Annotated in this window: 25 protein-coding genes and 1 pseudogene; 16 read left to right on the forward strand and 10 right to left on the reverse strand. The window is 57.2% G+C overall.

All coding sequences use genetic code 11. The features are described 5' to 3' along the window. Positions 1 to 76: 76 nt before the first annotated feature. From BVH03_RS17855 to BVH03_RS17865, 3 genes are read left to right on the forward strand one after another with little or no spacing between them, the layout of a single operon-like run. Complete coding sequence (locus BVH03_RS17855) at positions 77 to 1450, forward strand: integrating conjugative element protein (protein WP_075962422.1); 1374 nt, start codon at positions 77 to 79, stop codon at positions 1448 to 1450. Then, positions 1447 to 1797 carry a hypothetical protein gene (locus tag BVH03_RS17860; RefSeq protein ID WP_075962423.1) on the forward strand — a complete coding sequence of 117 codons (351 nt, stop codon included), beginning with the start codon at positions 1447 to 1449 and terminating at the stop codon, positions 1795 to 1797. Before BVH03_RS17855 ends, BVH03_RS17860 begins: the two co-directional genes overlap by 4 nt. Further along, entirely contained in the window at positions 1794 to 3359 is a 1566-nt protein-coding gene (locus BVH03_RS17865; RefSeq protein WP_075962424.1) for a conjugal transfer protein TraG N-terminal domain-containing protein, read from the forward strand. The genes BVH03_RS17860 and BVH03_RS17865 overlap by 4 nt, the downstream gene beginning before the upstream one ends. Positions 3360 to 3484: 125 nt before the next feature. Here BVH03_RS17865 and BVH03_RS17870 read toward each other — a convergent pair whose 3' ends face one another. Further along, complete coding sequence (locus tag BVH03_RS17870) at positions 3485 to 3754, reverse strand: hypothetical protein (protein ID WP_075962425.1); 270 nt, start codon at positions 3752 to 3754, stop codon at positions 3485 to 3487. 479 nt (positions 3755 to 4233) lie between these two features. Here BVH03_RS17870 and BVH03_RS17875 point away from each other — a divergent pair, with 479 nt between their 5' ends. Then, positions 4234 to 4638 (forward strand): hypothetical protein, encoded by a 405-nt coding sequence (locus BVH03_RS17875; RefSeq protein WP_075962426.1) that lies wholly within the window; start codon positions 4234 to 4236, stop codon positions 4636 to 4638. A 58-nt stretch (positions 4639 to 4696) separates the two neighbouring features. Here BVH03_RS17875 and BVH03_RS17880 read toward each other — a convergent pair whose 3' ends face one another. Then, on the reverse strand, positions 4697 to 5056 hold the full coding sequence (locus BVH03_RS17880) for a type II toxin-antitoxin system HigA family antitoxin (protein WP_075962427.1): 360 nt from the start codon (positions 5054 to 5056) through the stop codon (positions 4697 to 4699). After that, the gene (locus BVH03_RS17885; protein WP_075962570.1) at positions 5056 to 5358 is read right to left on the reverse strand and encodes a type II toxin-antitoxin system HigB family toxin; all 303 of its coding nucleotides are present in this window, start codon (positions 5356 to 5358) and stop codon (positions 5056 to 5058) included. The genes BVH03_RS17880 and BVH03_RS17885 overlap by 1 nt, the downstream gene beginning before the upstream one ends. A gap of 345 nt (positions 5359 to 5703) precedes the next feature. On the opposite strand from BVH03_RS17885, the gene BVH03_RS17890 reads away from it, so the two are divergent. From BVH03_RS17890 to BVH03_RS17925, 8 genes and pseudogenes are all read left to right on the forward strand, one after another. Beyond that, the gene (locus tag BVH03_RS17890; protein WP_075962428.1) at positions 5704 to 6051 is read left to right on the forward strand and encodes a hypothetical protein; all 348 of its coding nucleotides are present in this window, start codon (positions 5704 to 5706) and stop codon (positions 6049 to 6051) included. Positions 6052 to 6176: 125 nt separating this feature from the next. Next, positions 6177 to 6656, forward strand: coding sequence for a DNA repair protein RadC (gene radC / locus BVH03_RS17895; protein ID WP_075962429.1), 480 nt, complete (start codon positions 6177 to 6179; stop codon positions 6654 to 6656). 73 nt (positions 6657 to 6729) lie between these two features. Further along, positions 6730 to 7374, forward strand: a complete 645-nt coding sequence (locus BVH03_RS17900; RefSeq protein WP_075962430.1) for a DUF3275 family protein — start codon at positions 6730 to 6732, stop codon at positions 7372 to 7374. Between the two features lie 81 nt (positions 7375 to 7455). Next, positions 7456 to 7977, forward strand: a complete 522-nt coding sequence (locus tag BVH03_RS26945) for a hypothetical protein (protein WP_075962431.1) — start codon at positions 7456 to 7458, stop codon at positions 7975 to 7977. Positions 7978 to 8046: 69 nt separating this feature from the next. Then, entirely contained in the window at positions 8047 to 8655 is a 609-nt protein-coding gene (locus BVH03_RS17910; RefSeq protein ID WP_075962432.1) for a hypothetical protein, read from the forward strand. A 31-nt stretch (positions 8656 to 8686) separates the two neighbouring features. Further along, positions 8687 to 10038 (forward strand): annotated as a pseudogene (locus BVH03_RS17915) (DUF6094 domain-containing protein). A gap of 89 nt (positions 10039 to 10127) precedes the next feature. Further along, positions 10128 to 12377, forward strand: a complete 2250-nt coding sequence (locus tag BVH03_RS17920) for a DEAD/DEAH box helicase (RefSeq protein WP_075962433.1) — start codon at positions 10128 to 10130, stop codon at positions 12375 to 12377. A 127-nt stretch (positions 12378 to 12504) separates the two neighbouring features. Continuing rightward, the gene (locus BVH03_RS17925) at positions 12505 to 12714 is read left to right on the forward strand and encodes a carbon storage regulator (protein WP_075962571.1); all 210 of its coding nucleotides are present in this window, start codon (positions 12505 to 12507) and stop codon (positions 12712 to 12714) included. On the opposite strand, the gene BVH03_RS17930 is transcribed toward BVH03_RS17925, so the two are convergent. Beyond that, on the reverse strand, positions 12711 to 13400 hold the full coding sequence (locus BVH03_RS17930; protein WP_075962434.1) for an SOS response-associated peptidase family protein: 690 nt from the start codon (positions 13398 to 13400) through the stop codon (positions 12711 to 12713). The two genes, BVH03_RS17925 and BVH03_RS17930, sit on opposite strands and share 4 nt — an antisense overlap. Before the next feature lie 69 nt (positions 13401 to 13469). Between BVH03_RS17930 and BVH03_RS17935 the strand changes: the two genes are divergently transcribed. The 3 genes from BVH03_RS17935 to BVH03_RS26435 all read left to right on the forward strand — a co-directional run bounded on the left by BVH03_RS17935 (position 13470) and on the right by BVH03_RS26435 (position 15472). Continuing rightward, positions 13470 to 13937 (forward strand): translesion error-prone DNA polymerase V autoproteolytic subunit, encoded by a 468-nt coding sequence (locus BVH03_RS17935; RefSeq protein ID WP_083640115.1) that lies wholly within the window; start codon positions 13470 to 13472, stop codon positions 13935 to 13937. Further along, positions 13930 to 15204: a Y-family DNA polymerase gene (locus tag BVH03_RS17940; RefSeq protein ID WP_075962435.1), complete on the forward strand. Its 1275-nt coding sequence runs from the start codon at positions 13930 to 13932 to the stop codon at positions 15202 to 15204. The genes BVH03_RS17935 and BVH03_RS17940 overlap by 8 nt, the downstream gene beginning before the upstream one ends. Before the next feature lie 61 nt (positions 15205 to 15265). Further along, positions 15266 to 15472, forward strand: a complete 207-nt coding sequence (locus BVH03_RS26435) for a hypothetical protein (RefSeq protein ID WP_075962436.1) — start codon at positions 15266 to 15268, stop codon at positions 15470 to 15472. Between the two features lie 115 nt (positions 15473 to 15587). On the opposite strand, the gene BVH03_RS26070 is transcribed toward BVH03_RS26435, so the two are convergent. Both BVH03_RS26070 and BVH03_RS17955 read right to left on the reverse strand, forming a co-directional pair. Then, complete coding sequence (locus BVH03_RS26070) at positions 15588 to 16361, reverse strand: hypothetical protein (RefSeq protein WP_143485998.1); 774 nt, start codon at positions 16359 to 16361, stop codon at positions 15588 to 15590. Positions 16362 to 16442: 81 nt separating this feature from the next. Further along, a complete protein-coding gene (locus tag BVH03_RS17955; protein WP_075962438.1) occupies positions 16443 to 16748 on the reverse strand; it encodes a hypothetical protein in 306 nt (101 codons plus the stop codon). Between the two features lie 402 nt (positions 16749 to 17150). Between BVH03_RS17955 and BVH03_RS26440 the strand changes: the two genes are divergently transcribed. After that, positions 17151 to 17324 (forward strand): hypothetical protein, encoded by a 174-nt coding sequence (locus BVH03_RS26440; RefSeq protein WP_168175643.1) that lies wholly within the window; start codon positions 17151 to 17153, stop codon positions 17322 to 17324. Between the two features lie 456 nt (positions 17325 to 17780). Here BVH03_RS26440 and BVH03_RS26445 read toward each other — a convergent pair whose 3' ends face one another. From BVH03_RS26445 to csrA, 4 genes are all read right to left on the reverse strand, one after another. Then, positions 17781 to 17951, reverse strand: a complete 171-nt coding sequence (locus BVH03_RS26445; RefSeq protein WP_168175644.1) for a hypothetical protein — start codon at positions 17949 to 17951, stop codon at positions 17781 to 17783. Positions 17952 to 17999: 48 nt separating this feature from the next. Beyond that, a complete protein-coding gene (locus BVH03_RS17965) occupies positions 18000 to 18260 on the reverse strand; it encodes a hypothetical protein (RefSeq protein ID WP_075962439.1) in 261 nt (86 codons plus the stop codon). Positions 18261 to 18501: 241 nt separating this feature from the next. After that, entirely contained in the window at positions 18502 to 18627 is a 126-nt protein-coding gene (locus BVH03_RS26950; protein ID WP_256574743.1) for a hypothetical protein, read from the reverse strand. 12 nt (positions 18628 to 18639) lie between these two features. Then, the gene (gene csrA, locus BVH03_RS17975; protein WP_075962440.1) at positions 18640 to 18825 is read right to left on the reverse strand and encodes a carbon storage regulator CsrA; all 186 of its coding nucleotides are present in this window, start codon (positions 18823 to 18825) and stop codon (positions 18640 to 18642) included. Between the last annotated feature and the right edge of the window lie 4 nt (positions 18826 to 18829).

Raw genomic sequence — 18829 nt, forward strand, 5'->3', positions numbered from 1 at the left:
AAAATATGATTATCTACAGATATTCCAATGCCTTTTTCGCAAGCTCCGGCCATCACTCACACACGGGGCTTTCACCATGACTTATCTCTTACAACTGCGCCGCCTGCTTTACGGGTTAGCCATCCTCCTCGCATTGCCACATCTACCTGCATCGGCTGCCGGAATCAGCGATCTAGATATCAGTTCTCTCTCGGACAGGATCTATTACCAAATTGGTGGCGCAAATGTCTCGACGCGTTCCTCAAGCGGGGTCAATACGCTGGGCTACGGAATTTCCGCGAACTGGTCTGACTTACAGATGTGCGGGAATCTCGACCTGGAGGGCACCGTAAAAAATCAGCTCAACGGTGTTACGGACGGTTTTAAAAACATGATGTCTGGTGTGCTCCAGCAAGCCACTGCGGCCGTAACAAGCCTGCCGGCTCTGATCCTGAAGCGTTCCAATCCTGACTTATACGATCTGATAAATAACGGGGTGCTCCAAGCACGTGTGGATTTCGACAAGGGCCTGCTCAGCTGCCAGCGCATGACTGAAACGATGGGCGACGTACTCAACGGAGGTGGCTGGCAGCAGGCAGCCACCGCTACCAGTTGGGCGGATGCAATCAGCAGCACGGGTGGTGATGCAGCGGCCTCTGAACAACGCGTTTCAAAAGAAGCCGGCAACAGAGGGTTGCTCTGGACTGATGGCCAGTCTCGTGGTGGCCACAATCAGCCAGCTATCGCCGTGACTCGGGACACCGTGATCGCCGGCTATAACATCCTCAACGGCCGGGCGAATACGTCTGACACTTCGTCAGTAAGCAGTAGCTCATGCACTGGCGAGCTCTGCCGACAGTGGCCGACGCCGAATGAGGCTGCACAGTTCATGAAGCGCGTGGTTGGCGAACAGGAGATCCGCACTTGCGACAACTGTGAGCAATCCAGGAACACTCCTGGTGTCGGGCTCATGCCAATCATCCAGGAGGAGCAAGAGGAGATCTATACCGCGCTGCAGGATCTGGTCACACAGCGGGTTCCAACGACGGCTGAAAACCTGAACAAAGCTAGCGGCGGCTCGATGCGTACGTCCAGAAGCGTGATTGAGGCCCTTCAGCGAGATCCTGACAGTGAAGTGCTGATGCAGCGCCTATCTGGCGAGATGGCACTCGTGCGCGTACTTGAACAAGCCATATCGGCCAGCCGCGCCATGCACGCTGGCATGAAGGAGCCGAACATCGCGAATGTGAACGAAGCAGTGGTCACCAACGATCGCAGCCTCAGCATGTTGGAGCGCGAGATCAACCTGATTAAAACCGAGCTGGATCTGCGCAACAGCATCTCGAACAACACGGCGATGGCCATCCTCGAACGCCGGACCGGCCGGCAGGAGTCAGGCAAGCCTGTCGACATGCATGACCCCGCTATAAACCGTCCTGCTCAAGCTGATAAACCGAGGTCAGGGCAATGAAGGAATGGCTTAAACGTCGCAGCACGACGGCGGTATTTGTATCCTCCACGCTGCTGGTTCTGATCTTGACTGTGCTGATTCAAAGGATCGGCGTTTCAGTCATGGGCGTGACCGAGTTCGCCCAGCTGGTGGAAAGCAGCAAAGCCTGGTTACTTCCCGTTCGCCTGATCCTGTATGCGGTCGCGGGACATTACTGGTGGGGCTATTGCAAGCAGTCCATCGAGCAGAGTTCGAACCCGACGCTAGAACGACGGGCGCGCAATCGTATGACTGCCGGCATCTTGCTGTATATGGCAGCACTCGAATTCGCATGCTGGATGAAAAATGCGGAGGTGACCCTGCCATGATGACTCACAGTTACCTGGAGTATTTCCTGACACTGCTCGGGTGGATACTCAACAACAGCATCGCCGATATTGTGATGAGCACCGGGGTGGCCATCCTCCCCTTCCTCGCTGTCATCATCAGTAATTTCCTGAAAGCTCGCGACCAAGGCGCGGATGAAGGGAACAAGGGCGTCCTCGCACTGACCTGGGTGGAGACCCGTGTTTACACGATGATCTTCATCAGTATGTTCGGCCTCATCCCGTTTGTGCCTATTCAACTCGGGGTGATCCAGATCGACGAGGGGCGATCGGCACAATGTGGGCGATCAGTCGTTCAACCGGCCGAGACGGGCTGGGGGCAAAGCTTCAGCTCGCTCAATGGCCAGAGCGCCCGCGTCCCGATTTGGTGGTACCTGGTTCACACCCTCTCGAAAGGGGTGACCGCTGCGTCCGTCGCTAGCCTTCCTTGTGGTACCGAGCTGCGGCAGGCACAAATCGCAATCGATGAAATGCGGCTGGAGGATCCGTACCTGAGGCAAGAAGTCGGTGACTTTGTACGTGACTGCTACGCCAGCGCCAAGGTGATCCTCTTCGACGAGCGCCCTTCTCTCACGCAGGAGCAAGTCGTCGACGTGGGCTGGATCGGCAGCAACTATTTCATGACGACTCCAGGCTACTACGATCGGGAATATTCGCGTACGCCCCGGGCCAGCTGGCCCTACGACAAAACGCGTGATGCGGGACTGCCTGCCAATAAAGGGGGCGGATTTCCTACCTGCCGGCAATGGTGGTCGGACTCAGGCGTTGGCCTGCGAGACCGCCTGGTCAATGAGGTGCCGGCGACAACGTGGGAGCGGGTGAGGAACGCCATCACCTTCAGCTCACAGGCCGAGTCGGAGAATGCTTTACTGCGAGAACTGGTCAGCCCCAAACGACAGCGACTGAGCCAGGGAGGAATATACAACAGCTATAACTCCCTCGACCCAAGCCTTGGATACGGTCAAGCCACCGCTGCAGCAGCTACCATTGGCACGGGGGTTTCAGGCATGACTTTTTTCCCAAAAATGCATGCTGTACGGGAGGTCATACCGGTTATCACAGCGTATGTGATCATGGTGGCGGTGATCGCACTTCCCCTGGTACTCGTTCTCAGCGGCTATGAGTTGAAGGTATTCATCAGCGTTTCAATCATCATATTCGCACTGCACTTTTTGCACTTCTGGTTCGAGCTCGCTCGCTGGCTGGATAGCCGGTTGCTTGACGCGCTTTACAACAGTGGCGGGCCAAACTCTGGAGAGGGGTTCTTGGATTTCGGCGCTGATTCAGCCGGAGGCATGTATGTCGACTTCGCAACAAGCTTGATGTTCTTGTTTGTGCCGGCAATGTGGCTGGGAGTATTGGGGTGGACTGGCATAAAATCTGGAGAGTTCGCGGCCAGCGCTATGGGTAGTGCGGGGGCTGGAAAGGTGGGAGAAAGCCAAGCAGAAGGGCAACGACAGGTTAAATCCGCCTCAACTAGTCTGGGCAACTCATTTAACGAAGGAGTCAAAGAGGGTCTAGCAGGAAAGAAGAAAAAGGGATAACTATAAAATCCCCAATTCAACATTGGGGATTAACACCATAAAGATAGCGGCCCGTTATCAATCATCACCATCCATTCGAGGTCTTCACCGATCTCAGACCATGTTGAGCGCATAGTCGATCTGTCTCAATCTTCATCATCCAGCCGACCTACTCTCATTCCGCCCATGTAATAACCGTATCCTGATGGGCCATGCATATATCCATCCTCGTCAGAGCCGCCACCGAGCCCCGACAATACCACCACCGCTAGGCCCAGCAGCGGAAGGGCCAGATAGGTCACATACACAACAGCTAGCAGCAATCCGACCACGAACGCGATCTTGAACAGCAGGAAGCCCAAGGCCATCCAGCGACCATTCTCGCCGGCCTGCCGAACCATGCGCTGCTCGATCATACGAAAGCGCTTGGGGCCCGACCGCACAAGGCGACCAGCGCCTAAGCCAAAGCGATACCCAAAGCCTTGCTTTACCGAGCTACGAGCGTGATGTGAACTAGCCATTTCAGCTTGGCCTCGCAACGAAAATTTCTGATTCCATAGTGCCACATTTAGGCCAGGCTAGCCAAACAGTCAAGCGCATTTTCGGGGGGACGGCATAGGAACTGATGCAGTAACCAATACGACGAAATCCTTTACAAAAAATTTCCGACGCACAAACACAAATACGCGCTATCAAAATCACCTCAAGGCCCGGAAACACTGGATTCTTGAAGCAGGTATTTATCATTTGCTGATACCAGATAATGAAGATACACACATCATAACGTTACTAAAGCAATTGCAATAGTAAAACACACGCAAAACTGTAGCTTGCAGTACAACTTCTGACATGCGTGAATAGCCTACCCCGCCCGCCTACAGTACAGGACAGCAGTATGTACGCTCGTAACGTTGACCCTTTTGCCTTTGTAGTCGCAATCGCCCTCGGCATCTTCGCCCTGATAGCGTTTAAAATCGCGCAACTTCTTGGATCCGACTATATATTAACGCTGGAAGCTTGCGCGTTAACGATACTTGCTCTCGCAGGCGCGGCATTTATGCCTTTCGTTTTCGGAGTACTGCGCCGAAGGTATACCGTTGGTTTCGCGGTCTGGTGGTCGTATACATGTTGGTTCGACGTCATCCGTAATATTGGCGAGAAATATGCCGAGGCCTCTGCAGAATATAGTTTTGGCGGTGCAGAGTTACCATTTTGGGCGACAGACTCATTCCTATACGGGAGCGCTGCCGTCTTGGCGGTAGTTATCATCGTCGCTCTGAACAAGAGCAGCCGCTATTGAAGTGAATGAAACGAGCTCCGGTTACCGGAGCCGTGTCAATGAGGCAATCTGCCAGGCTTCAGACCGCCGCAGGGAAAAGGCTTTCATAAGGAATTCTCAACCCGTCGTGAAGCCGCTTTATCATGGTAAGACTCAGACCACGCTTGCCGTTTAGCACTTCTGAAACCCGGCCGCTCGAGCCGATGTAAGGCTCCAAGTCCCGAGGGGTCAGCCCCTGCTGATCCATGCGAAACTTGATCGCCTCAATGGGATCAGACGCCTTCATTGCGAAGTGCTGATCCTCATACTTCTCGATCAGTATCGCCAGGATCTCCAGCTCATCACCTTCGGGAGAGCCAAGCTTGGCGCCCCACAGCTCATCTAGACGAGCCATCGATACCGCATAATCCTGCTCTGTACGAACCGGTTTGATATTCATCACACAGTCTCCGCATCAACTTTATCGTACTGGGCATGTGTGCCTACGAAACGCACCTTGGCCAATTGTCGGTCATAGTCAATGGCCAGAATTACCCGGTACTTATTTCCAGCGATGTTGAACACAACTCGCCCACCTTTCAGAATGCTGGCCGTCCGCAACTCGGCTTTCAATTCCTGCGGCGTTCTGTATTCAGCCTTCTCCATGTGCCGGTACCACTCTGTCAGTGGCGCCTCGGCATCTGAATAGGTGGAGCTGCTTTCACCAAAACGCCTTAGCGTTCCACGCGCAATCACAAGCATCCACGCCGCTCCCATTTTGGGAGAAATCAATCCGAACACCAATCCATCGCAAGCAGGCGTCTGCCTGCTCGAGGCAACGAGACTTGACACAAAAGCGCTGAGTCACGGAAGCTAATGCCGTGGCTCGCTGTCGTTGACAGCACCCGCCCAGGCAGCACGGATCTTCAAGCTGCGCCGCTCAGTCGGTGATCCACTCCCCCTAAGTCCGTTCCGCATCCGGTAGTACGGACGATCGCCATCGGCGATGGATGCTTCCTAAACCTCTGCTATTTCTACCTACCCTCGCGGGGATTCACTCTCCCGCCTGGGCGACGTGCGTCTCCGTTTTTCCTATGGAGACTCACTATGTCGTCTGCTCAATACGGCCCGCTTGCCCCTGCGGCTGCACGGATTCTGTCCATGCCGGTAGTTTTTACCGACGAGGCGTGGCAACAGGCAGTCCAAACCATCCCTGTCGATAACATGACGGCCGACCTCGGCGATCGGCTCTCTTGCGCCTTGGCTGCAGCCTACAAAGCTGCATTGGTTGACCCTCACAAAACAGTCGTCTCTTTCGGCGTTCATCGAATGCCGCCGGATGGAGACATCAACAAACCGCTATGGGTGGATTTGCAGGTCAGTCACCACGATGATCCGTTGCATACCAACCGTTTGCTCATTTCGCTGAAGCAGCCCCTGAGGCTCGAGGCCTAGGCCCTGCTCGGCTCCTTTACACAAACAAGCCCTGGCTCTCGCCGGGGCTTTGTTTTTTCCAACCACTCTCTGGGGAGGCATTCCCCAGGGGATGCCTTGCCCCGCTATCCACAGAGGCTTACCTTATGAGCGCTCAACTTAGTCTCGTCGAATCCAGCGAAACGATCAGGGAAAACCAGGTGATCGAGGAGGCGATGCAAATCCTGGATCGCCGCCTATTCAGTCGAGGCCCAGAACTAACCAGCCCCGACGATGTGGCGAACTACCTCAAGCTGAAACTAGCCCGCCTCGAGCACGAAGTGTTCAGTGTGTTATTCCTTGATGCCAAACACCGGGTGCTGGACTTCGAGACGCTGTTTTACGGCAGCATTGACGGCGCGTCGGTGTATCCGCGACAGGTGATCAATCGAGCTCTGGCTCATAACGCATCTGCGGTCGTACTTGCGCACAACCACCCTTCGGGTTGCTCTGAGCCGAGCCAAGCAGATCGAACCCTTACTCTGACCCTGAAAAAATCCTTGGCTCTGGTCGAAGTGCGCTTGCTGGATCACATTATCGTCGGAGCAGGAAAACCTACCTCCCTGGCTGAATACGGCTGGTTCTAAACGCTATCCATACCAGAGCCCATGAGGCATAGCCCTCACAGGGCATGCCTTCAAACTTACTATTGGAGGACATATGATCCGTATTGATGGTCAGCTGATCATTAAATCTATTCTCGGCCGGTATGGCGCGTTCAACGTCGCTCACCTGATCACCAGTATTGGCGAGTACGCTGTCAAAGAGACCATGCTCGAGCAGTATGCCGAGGGGAAATACGAAGGTAGCTTCGTGATTTACCATATCGGCCCAGACTTCTATCCAGCCAGAGGCAGAGCGGTCTTCCAGGTGCGAGCCAGGATCGACAGCATGACCCTCAACGAGATGGACACTCTGTCGCAGGCCGATACTGAACGGCTCGAACAGAGAGAACCAGACCTTCTGGACGAAGAACGAGGCAGTCCACCGGTTACTCCGGCGACTGCTCCCGCCACACTTCCAGCAGCTGCTCCAGCTCCAACTTCGGCGCTCACTGGGCCCACGGTCGACGGCACGGAGCCTTTTGGCATGTCGGCCGCCGAACTGAACCAAACGCCTCAACCAGTCCATCAACAATCGATCCAGGCAGACGCTGACTTGTTCGGCACCATCTGGCCCCTAGGCGAGGCGGTGAAACTAGACACTACTGTTGACCGTCAGCGTCTACGCGAGCAATCCAAACGCCTGGATCAGCTCGGTTATACAATGGACTTCAAAGCCCAGCTCTGGCGCCTCGCCAGCTGATACCTGCCAGGCCACCTACCACAACATTCATCCCAGAGGGGCCTCCCCTCGGGGGCGCTCCTCGACTATCAGGAGCGACACATGAATCCACTCTTCAAACATCTGAGCGCCGATACCCTCAGCGCCCTCGAGAATCAGTTGACCATCATCGACGACACCTCAGACGAGGAACTGTTCGACTTCCTCCTCGAGGAGCTCGACTTATCGGCCGAGCAAGCTGAAGCCGCAATCGCGCTGCGCCCCCAGTACATGGGGCGGCTCTTCCTCAACGGCAACAGCCCGCTGTACCAGGACACCCCTGTGTACGTCGATCCAGCTGCCGGTTTCATCTTCCACGGCCAGCTTACCGAGTACCAGATCCTGACGATCTACCGCATGCTGCTGGCCAGCCGCCACGGGACGCGCTTGAAGCTGAACGCTCACGAGTGCGCAGGCCTAAACAATGATGGTCAGCTCTACTGGACCCCCTACAACTCGCTGCAACCCGGCACTGTGTACGAGGTATACGGCTTCGAACACCGACAGTTCGAGGACGGACACTGGCAAGGGGAGACCCTTGCGCAAACCACGGCCGCTATTCAGCACCCTGAGTTCATCGACTGACACCACAACACCCCGAGGGGCTTCTCGCCCCTCAAGGCGGGCGCCCCTCCTCTTGCATTGGAGGTTTCTATGCCCAGCCCAACACAACTCTTCAGGATGGAGGAGTTCCCAGATCTGGCCGTCGACGCGTGCGTCTGCGATGAACAGCGCAACCTGGTCTTTCTATCAGCCTGGGGACGCGATACCGCGTTGCAGGAGTTCCTGGCCAGGCTGACCCTCGGCAGTGCCGAGAACGGCCTGGAGCAGTTCCACGTTGTCGCCGGTGGCCACAGCCTACCGGTGTTCCCGAATACTGATCTCCTGGAGAAGCGCACCACGCGCCAATTCAGGGGGACACTCTTCGGAAGCCTGTTGCACTGCTGGTTATTCGACCGGCGCTGCGCACAGCCGGACAAGGCCAATCACTTCGCCTATGCACTCCTGCAGCGCGAACGCACAGACCCTACCCAGCGGCTTTGGCCACTGGTGATGGAGACCTGCCCCCTCCCCCTCCTGCAGCACTGGCGTGAGCCGGTGATGGAGATCCTCACCCACCACGAAATGCTCGCCCCGCTTTCTGGGGCAGTTGGCGACGTCAGGGTTTGGCGCATCGCCCTGCAGCTCGACGTGCTCGAACCAACCCTCGGCGACCTCATTCGCCGCGGCCTTTTGACCACCGAGGCTCAGGCGATCGCCTGAGCTGCCTTTCTACCTCACACAAGGAGGCCTCATGGCCCTGATGTTCCCCCGCCTTGCGCGCAACTTCGCCCGCAACGGGTACTACCCCACCGACGAGATCACCCTGGAGCGCATTCTGCAGGCGATCACCCCCGCTACCACCGGCCGCATGAGGATCTGCGATCCGTGCGCCGGCGAAGGAGTGGCGCTGGCCGAAGCCGCGCACGCTCTGGGACGTGACCTGGTCGAGACCTGCGCGGTCGAGTACGACCGTGAGCGGGCAGCACATGCCCGCACACTGCTCGACCGGGTGCTGCACAGCGACCTGTTCGACACCATGATCAGTCGGCAGTCCTTCGGGCTGCTCTGGCTCAACCCGCCCTATGGGGATCTGGTGGGCGACCACTCGGGCGCCTCCCAGTACCAGGGCAATGGTCGTCGGCGGTTGGAGAAAGCCTTCTACCAGCGCTGCCTACCGCTCCTGCAGTACGGAGGCACCCTGATTTTCATCGTGCCGCACTACGTCCTGGACGACGAGCTCTGCGGCTGGCTGTGCAACCACTTCACCCAGCTGCGGATCTACGCTGCAGCAGACCCGACCTTCAAGCAGGTCGTGATCTTCGGCATCCGGGTACGGCGCCAGGATCTGGCCAGGCCCAGGGACGTTGCCCTTGTGCGTGATCGCCTGCAGGCGATCGGCGCCGGCCAGGAGTTGGCAGAGGTGCTACCAGAATGCTGGCCGTGGGAGCCGTATGCGGTGCTCTCGGCCAGCAGCGATATGGAGCACTTCTACCAGCTCACGCTTGAGCCGGAACAGTTCGCTGGCGAGATCCAGCGACTGGGGGGGCTCTGGCCCGACTTCACCCTGCACTTCGGACAGCCGGGTATTCAGCCGCGGCCGCCAGTACGGGAGCTGTCGCGCTGGCACCTGGCTCTGGCACTCGCCGCCGGCGCAATATCCGGCGTCGTAACTTCGCGCTCCGGTCGCATCCTGGTCTTGAAGGGTGACACCTACAAGGACAAGGTTCGCAAGACCGAATTCACCGAGGATCAAGATGGCAATGTCAGTGAGGTGCGAATCCTTACCGATCGATTCATCCCGATCATCCGCGCCTGGGAAATGACCCCAGGCTCCCCCAACCACGGCAGGGTGCTGACCATCAGCTCTTCGCCGTCTACCAACGACGAGTCCCCAGCTCCGTTGCCGGCAGCCGCATCTACCCAGGAGAGGGAGACTGGGGGAACCTGTCCGACGCCGACTGGAACGCGAACCAACGAGCGCTGAGCCACACTGACCGGTTGTTCTCCAGCTACGACGTCGACGCTGGCGACGAATCCAGGATCTGGATCATTACCGAGGCTGACCGGAGCGTCACAACACTTTTGCTGCCCAGCGACTACTGACCCAACCACCTTCCTTCCACACCACCCTGCAGGGTATGCCGATCCCCTCTGGGATTCGTGCGTGCCCTGCTTTTCTACGGAGAAGCATCATGAACGCACTGACCCAGGCCTCGATGGCCACCTCTGACCCAGTGACCATCAACCTTACTGACTTCATCGACGAGTTCGGCGATGAGCTGCTGAGTTCCCTCAACCGCTCCAACCCACCTGTCTACACTGGTGCAGCCAATGGCGCCCGCCAGCAGGTGATGGACAACCTCAAGCGTAAACCCTTCCCTGCTCAGGCCGACGTCGTGCAAGCAATTTCAGCATTGCTCCTGGATCGCAACGAGCAGGCCGGCATCATCAATGCCGAAATGGGTACCGGAAAAACCATGATGGCCATCGCTGTCGCAGCGGTCATGCACGCTGCCGGCTACCGCCGTAGCCTGGTTATCTCACCGCCCCATTTGGTCTACAAATGGCGGCGCGAGATCCTCGAAACCATTCCAGACGCTCGCGTCTGGGTACTGAACGGCCCCGACACCCTGGTCAAACTTCTGAAGTTGCGCGACCAACTCGGTCTGCTCTATGACGGTCGCCAGGAGTTCTTCATCCTCGGCCGCGTCAGGATGCGGATGGGATTCCACTGGAGGCTAGTCTGCTGGAAGAAACGTGCCGCCGGCGGACAACTGTTGGCTGCCTGCCCGGATTGCGGCCAAGTCCTCGAGGATCTGGAAGGCAACCTGGTCACGGTGGATGAGTTCTACCGTGGCGATCGCCGCCAGAACTGCACGCACTGCCACAGCCCACTCTGGACGTTGATGAGGCCTGGCAAAGCAGATGGTGGAGACCGCCGCGCAACGATCCTCAAGTCGATGTGTCGCATCCCCACCATCGGGCCAGTTCGGGCCGAACGGCTGCTGAAGGACTTCGGCGAGGACTTCATAGCCTCGATGCTTGTGGACAACGTCTCGGAGTTCGTGAACCTCATGGACGCCAAGGGCAACTTCGTCTTCAGCGACCGCCAGGCCAAGCGCATGGAACGCGCCATGGCCAACATCGAGTTCGGCTTTGGGCAAGGTGGGTATCAGCCTACGGAGTTCATCAAGCGCTACCTGCCTGATGGCTTCTTCGACCTACTGATCGTGGACGAAGGGCACGAGTACAAGAACAGTGGTTCCGCCCAGGGCCAAGCCATGGGTGTGCTGGCGGCGAAGGCACGGAAAACCGTGCTGCTGACCGGGACACTTATGGGCGGCTACGCCGATGACCTGTTCTACCTCCTGTTCCGCATCCTCACCCAGCGCATGATCGAGGACGGGTATCGGCCGAATGCACGAGGCAGCATGGCGCCCGCCGCCATGTCGTTCATGCGCGATCACGGCGTCCTGAAGGACATCTACACCGAGCGTGACGGCAACTCGCACAAGACAGCCAAGGGTAAGAAACTCTCGGTACGAACAGTGAAAGCCCCGGGTTTCGGCCCGAAAGGTATCCACCGATTCGTGCTGCCGTTCACCGTGTTCCTGAAGCTTAAGGACATCGGTGGCAACGTATTGCCCAATTACACCGAGGAGTTCGTCGACGTCCCCATGGCGCCGGAGCAGCTCTCAGCCTACCAGCGCCTGGCGAGCAAGCTGACGGCAGAGCTTCGCCAGGCATTGGCACAGCGAGATACCACACTTCTGGGCGTGGTACTCAACGTGCTGCTGGCCTGGCCTGACTGCTGCTTTCGGCCCGAAACGGTGAAACACCCACGCACCCGAGAGTTGCTGGCCTTCGTGCCATCAATCTTCGGGGATGGGGAGCTGATGCCCAAGGAGCAGGCACTGGTCGACCTCTGTCTGCAGGAGAAGGCAAACGGACGCAAGGTGCTGGCCTACACCGTCTACAGCGGGACACGTGATACCACCGCAAGGTTGAAGCGAGTCCTCGAGCAGGCCGGGTTGAAAGTGGCTGTACTTAGAGCATCGGTGGACACGGCCAGGCGCGAGGATTGGATCCTCGACCAGGTCGACCGAGGTATCGACGTACTGATCACCAACCCGGAGTTGGTGAAGACTGGGCTGGATCTCCTAGACTTCCCAACTATCGCGTTCCTGCAGACGGGGTACAACGTGTACACCCTGCAGCAGGCGGCGCGGCGGTCATGGCGGATCGGCCAGAAGCACCCGGTACGGGTAGTGTTCCTGGGCTATGCCGGCAGCTCGCAGATTACTTGTCTGCAACTGATGGCCAAGAAGATCGCCGTGGCTCAGAGCACGTCGGGCGACGTGCCCGAGTCCGGCCTCGACTCGTTAAACCAGGACGGAGACTCGGTCGAAATGGCCCTGGCCAGACAACTCATCGCAGCATGATTTCAAGCCACCTTCGGGTGGCTTTTCTTTGTATGCCGCTGGCCACATGCACCTGCACTTGGTTGACGCTCTGGTATTGCCGGCTATCCTCGGCTTATCCATAGCAACAAACCACGGACGGTTAACCATGGGATACCTCGTGCTCACACGCAAAATCGGTGAAAGCCTCAACCTAAGCCTTCGACCAGGCGCAGATTCAGCCGAGTTACTCGATCAACTTAGGACAGACGGAATCAACATCGACGTGCTTGAGCTTCGCGGCCGACAAGTGCAACTAGCAGTCGATGCGCCGGACGCGCTACTGGTGCTTCGCGATGAGCTGCTCGACGGTACTTAAATTAGAGGGTCGCGGATCTCCTTGATCAGCTCAGCCCCCCGATTTTTCACACTGCCGACTGCTCTTCCGACCGGGTACCAAGCGAAGGCATCAACCGACGTGTCGTGGTGCCGAGCAAGATCTTCGGCTTGCTCGGGCAGCAACCCAGTGTCTAACCACTCACTCGCAACATCTGGACGAAGGACAACTGGTCGCCGATCGTGAATGTCGACCATGCCTTGGTCGCTAGCGGCGGTCACTATCGCGAACCCGCCGCTCTCGTGTTCATCCGAGGGTAGATCGGCAATGCCGGCGAAGAACATCGGTTCGTTACTGCGGAGCTTGATCAGGTATGGCTGCTTCACTGCCGGATTATCTGGATCTTTCTTCCACTCATACCAGCCGTCCGATGGAACCAACACACGGCCCCTCTTCCATATACCGGCCCAGAATTTGCTCGTGCCCACCGTCTCGATCCGGGCGTTGATAGCAGGCGGCCGCGAGCCATCGGCCCAATGTGGGGTGTATCCCCAGCGGACAGGCGTTGGATGGACGCCCCGGTCATCCTGGTGCAGAAGCAGGGCTTTGGACTGAGGGGGAACGTTGAAGCGCCCTAAGGGCTCATTCCAGTTGCCCTCGAGCAGCCCCACCTGCAGGGCTTTGGCGTACTGTTCTACTGACTTGTACTGTGTGAATCGCCCGCACATAGAACTCTCCGGTCGTCGCGTGGATATCCTAATGCTTTGACCGCGATATTCCGGATTTGGTATCTGTATATGCATACAGTTATTAGCAGGTTCTTCCGCCATGGGCAACGCCGTCATTCTTGGCCAGTTGGGCAGCTCCGATATCGAGCTGCCCTTTTTTCTTTCCGCGTGCCGGCTGGGTTCCCGAGCCCTGCGCAAGACCACATTGAGAAAAAGATCTCGCTGGACGAGCTTCTGAATGTATTCGCGCCCCAGTCATACTACGTGCGAATCGTGGGTGACAGCATGATCGGCGTCGGCCTTTTCGACGATGACGTGGTCATAGTCGATCGCTCTCTCGATGCAGTTTCCGGTGACGTGATCATCGGTGCGATCGACAATGACCCGCTCGTAAAGACCTACACCCGGGAAGGCAACCAAGTGGTTCTTCGGTCAGAGAACCCCGGGTATGCCCCTCGATACGTACTTGAGGGTGAGCAGTTCGAGGTGTGGGGTGTAGTAAAGGGCGGTCTGCGCATGTTCCGCCGTCATGCTTGAGCCTATCGTCGCGTTGATCGACTGCAATTCGTTCTATTGCAGCTGTGAGCGCGTCTTTCGTCCCGACCTTCGGAGGATTCCGCTGGTGGTGCTCAGTAACAACGACGGCTGCGTGATCGCCAGGTCTGCAGATGCAAAACCCTACGTGCAGATGGGCGCCCCCTACTTTCAGATCAAAAACGACCTCAGGCGTCATGGCATTCAGGCCTTCAGCAGCAACTACGCACTCTACGGCGATATGTCGGAACGGGTTATGGCGGTTATTGAGGGTATGGTTCCTGCGGTTGAGGTGTACAGCATCGACGAGGCTTTTGCCGACCTGACCGGGATGCCGGGAGACATCGAGCAGCTCGGCCGGGATATTCGCTCGCGCGTGCTCAAGTGGACGGGTATCCCAACCGGTATCGGCATCGCCAACACGAAAACGCTGGCGAAGCTGGCCAATCACTCTGCCAAGAAGTGGCAGAAGCAAACCGGCGGTGTAGTCGATCTGCGTGAGCCTGATCGGCGCGATAAGGTGCTGAAGGTTCTGCCGGTGAGTGACGTGTGGGGTGTCGGCCGGCGAATGACCGCACACCTCAACTCGCAAGGCATCAGAACTGCATGGGATCTCGCGCAAGCCGACGCATGGACACTGCGCAAACAGTTCAGCGTCGTTATCGAGAAGACTGCTCGCGAGCTGCGAGGCACGCCGTGCTTGGCGCTTGAGGAGGCGGCTTCTCCAAAGAAGGAAATTTGCTCGAGCAGGATGTTCGGCACGCGACTTCGTGATATCGAGTCCATTCGCCAGGCCGTAGCCACTTACACCGCTACAGCGTGCGAGAAGCTCCGGGCACAGCAGTCAGTGTGCCGGCAGATCCGCGTCGGCGTGCGCACCGGTATGCATAACCCGGATGAAGCCAAGTACGCGAAAGGCGTGGCGCTGCAATTGCCGTGGGCGACGGATGATACCCGGATGATCACGCACTACGCGATGCTCGCGCTGGAGCAGGCCTATAGAGCAGGTTTCTCGTACAGCAAGGCTGAAGTCATGCTGCTCGATCTGTGCCAACGCACGGAGATCACCGGCGACCTGTTCGCCCCCCAGCAGTCAGCTGAGTCGACAAAAGTTATGGCCGTGCTGGACGAGATCAATGCGAAATGGGGCCGAGGAACGCTTCGACCAGGTCGTGTCGAGCTGTCCCCCGAATGGGGGATGCGTCGCGAAATGATGAGTCAGAGTTACACAACCAGGCTGGATCAACTTTGGTCAGTTGGCTGCCGATAAGCTCTGAGTGTCAACGCCTTGGCCTGCGCCGAGGTTCAGACGCGGTGTGGCGTTGACGGCAATGGGGTTTTCCTTTGTCGATTCAAGACTGGGCGGAAGCCGCCTCAGCAGCCTGCTCGCATGGCAGATTGGAGCCTTTGCCGATCTTCGCCAGAAGCACATCACGTTGAGCGGCCAGAAGGCAGTCAGTGCATTACAGATCGGTATTCACATCCAGGAATTCGGGAAGGCCTACCATCTTGAGCTTCACCCGACTGGGCCGCGATGAATATCGGCAGTGGGTGCGATTGCCACTGCGCCAGTAGTGAACCTTGGCCATGGGTGTTTTCCGTTGTGTCTGAGACTGTCAGTAACCGACCGCTCGAAGCGGTGGCGGTCAGTCCTTAAAAGCTGCGGCTCGACACAAATTTGTTGAAGAGTATTCCTTGCCGTTGATGATCATGCTCAGGCACGACACTTGTGCGATAGGGCTGAAGCGCGTTGTCTTCAACGAATTTGACAATATCTGATGGGAGAACTAGTAAGCCCAGATCATTCGCCGCGTATAGCAGGGCTGCGTTGTTGAAAAAGTACTTAGGCTGTTCGCTGAGAATTTTCATTAGCTGCTCGACTGTCTTCTGGATCGGCTTGACAGCGTTGTACCTTCCGCCGCTGAACTGAACATCGACCGCGAGCGATTGTGAATTTGACTTGATGAAGAAGTTGTTGACCTCTGCGACTGAGGTTCTGATCCCCTTCTCCGGGAGTGGATGCGAAGCAGATGTAGCGCCGTGTGCCTGTACTTCCATTCCTCCATTGGTGGTATAGGACACTGCATAACAAGAGGATGAAACGGTCAGTTTGGTGAAGTTTTTTGCTGCAACACCAGTAATCCTTTTAAGACGGGTAATACGCTCTGAATGCTGGTCCTGGCTGCCGGCTGGGACAACTACTGACAGCTTTTTGCAGCGGCCCATGGTCATGAACAGTGCAGCGATTGCGGGGAGCTGAAGCTGGGCAGAATCATGAACGACCACGAATCCTTTATCGCATTCAACGGCTGCGATCATGCAGGTCTGGATCGAGTCAGTGAATACGCCAACTACGCTGGGGGTACCATTACCAACTACCGCTGCTGCATCCTGACCAATCTCAACGAATCCTTGAAGTACGTACATTTTGCGAGTTCTCACAATAAGCCGCGGGCTGATACTGCCAAAGCCCGGGACTTGGCGGGCTGGCGATCTACAGCGCTTTCCTCAGACCTCAGTAGGCCAGCTACAGTCTTTATCCTCAATCAGCATGAAACCAAACCCACTGACCAGTTGACGGACAATTCGCCCGGCAATCACCTTCCCGTCGGGTAACTGAAGGCGGGCCGAGGTCGGCCCTTTGGCGAGATCCAACCGAAGGTCTGAATCAATGCTGACCTCAACCTCTTGACCCAACCCTGGATGGTTGACCTTTAGCTCGACTCCAGGCCGGTCGGCAATGCGGGTCAGGCCTGGCACTTCACCGTAGCGCAGCATCAGATCAACGGGCCCTTGATACGAAAACAAATTCATACAGTCAGTCCTTCGATGGATTGGACGCCAGTGCGACATCCTTCTACTGCCGCTGCCCAGCTCGATGGCTGGGCTTGGGTGTATCTTGTCGTTTTCCTATCTATGACCAGTCCGGGTGGTGGTTATGGCCGATCAAAGCTTTTCCGGGGACGCTTCCCTAAGCATCTAGCTCGCCAGAGCCAGGGCTGATGAGTACCAGAATGCCAAGCCAGTTGAACAAGGCGCAACCTGGAACTGAGAGATCCCAGCGGGGCAAGAGGTAGAATCGCTTGGATGCTCGTATTTCGAAGGTTTTTCTACGAATCTGGCGGCGCATTATTCTGTCCTGCGGGGTTGATATCTTTCATATGGCCGCCATGTATCGTGTGTCACCAATGTCGGTGATTCTATTGGAGCAAGATCATGAAAGGTGTTGTCTACGATCCGCCTGCCGCTGGCCTTCCGTATCTCGCCGTTGTTTTGCACGACGGAGAGGTGGTGGTATCCAGAGCCGTTTCCTCGGTTGCTGCTGGAGAGGCTTTGATCGCTAAGGTGTTTCAAGATTTCGCTGCGGCTAAAGCTCGCGGCGAGATCTAACGTATCGTCGGGGGACTGATACTGGTCGTCATACACCTATCAACCCCGACCTCCTAAGTCTTTGAAATTCCTGTCCACCTTGGTGGACGGGCGATTTCCTATACGTTGGTAACGGCCAGCGGGTCAGTGCCCACGGGGCGCGTCAGAATCCAAACTTGGAGCCGCCCATCTGGACGATCCGCCCCGGCCAGGTCGATGCCGAAGGGCACCACGATAGCCCACAAGCCAGGCCCAAATGGAACACACGACCGCTCACCTATTGCGCCTTTAGGCCTCTGCTCCAGAGCCTCGCGCAGGCACTGCAAAACCCACTCGCGGCCCCACTGTTTCGGCATGCCTTTCGTCCTCGAAAAGGGCAGGCCCTGAAGGTGAGATAAGGCTACTTGAAGGTCGGGCTCGGAAATAACGATCTCTTGGGATGGCCTTTTCAGAATCGACACCATTCAGTTTTCCTTCCTAACTGGGTTCGTACAACTCGGCCGCGATGCCGCGTGCGACAACGGCCGTTCCGATCCGTAGATGCTCGTGGTTGGCCAGCGCCGCGATGACGCTCTGCTCGCTGGTATTCGCGGCCTGGGCTGCAAGTGTCAGGGTCCACGTGCCCATGATTTCCCGCAGCAACTCCATCACTGCATCGCGGCGATCCGGGTGGTAGTGGCCCTGGGCGTTTTCCTGTCACTTGCGAAGCTTGAAGCCGGACGCATCCGCCGCTTCAAGTTCCGCCGTTGAGATACCAATTGCGATGTTCCAGAGCGCCGCGACACGGCGGGCAATTTCGGCCTTGGTCGCATCATCCTGGCTGTGGTTATAGGTCGAGGTGCAGAGACCGATTTTGCCGTCAGCGACCCGCACTGCTGCACCCTTGTAGCCGGCGCTGGCTGCCGCTCGCTGAACGATCAGCTTGTCGGCGGATTGGTTCGGGTCGATGGTGGCCATCGTCGTTTTCCGTGGATTCAGTGATGGTTGCCCTGGGCTGCTTTCGAGGCATCCCGTTCGATAGCGGCCTGAGTATTGAGGATTGGGTACGAGCCGCCCGAACCAGGATCGCTCAGGACTGCTTTGCTGCACCTGGTGCATTCGTGAATGCAGTAACCCAGCTTGCCGTCAGGGTGGCCATGGGCGATTTCGAAGTCGTGTCGCCCTAGCAGGCATAGAATATTCACAGCGTGTTCCCTGATCACTTCAACTTTTGGTAAACGAGGTAAGCACCTGCGGCCATACCAACGATCAGCCCCGCGAAAAATACGACCGCATAAGGCAGCAGAGCTGCGAGGTTGGGTGCGTGGTTCTCAAACTCAAGCATCGGGTGTTTTCCTTAGCGGTTGGTGAGGTTCGGCCGAGCGCCTTGGATGCGTCGGTAGATTTCCTCACGGTGCACCTCGATGTTCTTCGGCGCGTTTACACCTATGCGGATTTGATTGCCCTGGACACCGAGCACGGTGACGGTGATTTCATCGCCTATGTTCAGGGTTTCGCCAACGCGGCGGGTGAGTAACAGCATGGTA

The sequence above is a fragment of the Pseudomonas sp. PA15(2017) genome, assembly GCF_001945395.1.
GTDB lineage: Bacteria > Pseudomonadota > Gammaproteobacteria > Pseudomonadales > Pseudomonadaceae > Aquipseudomonas.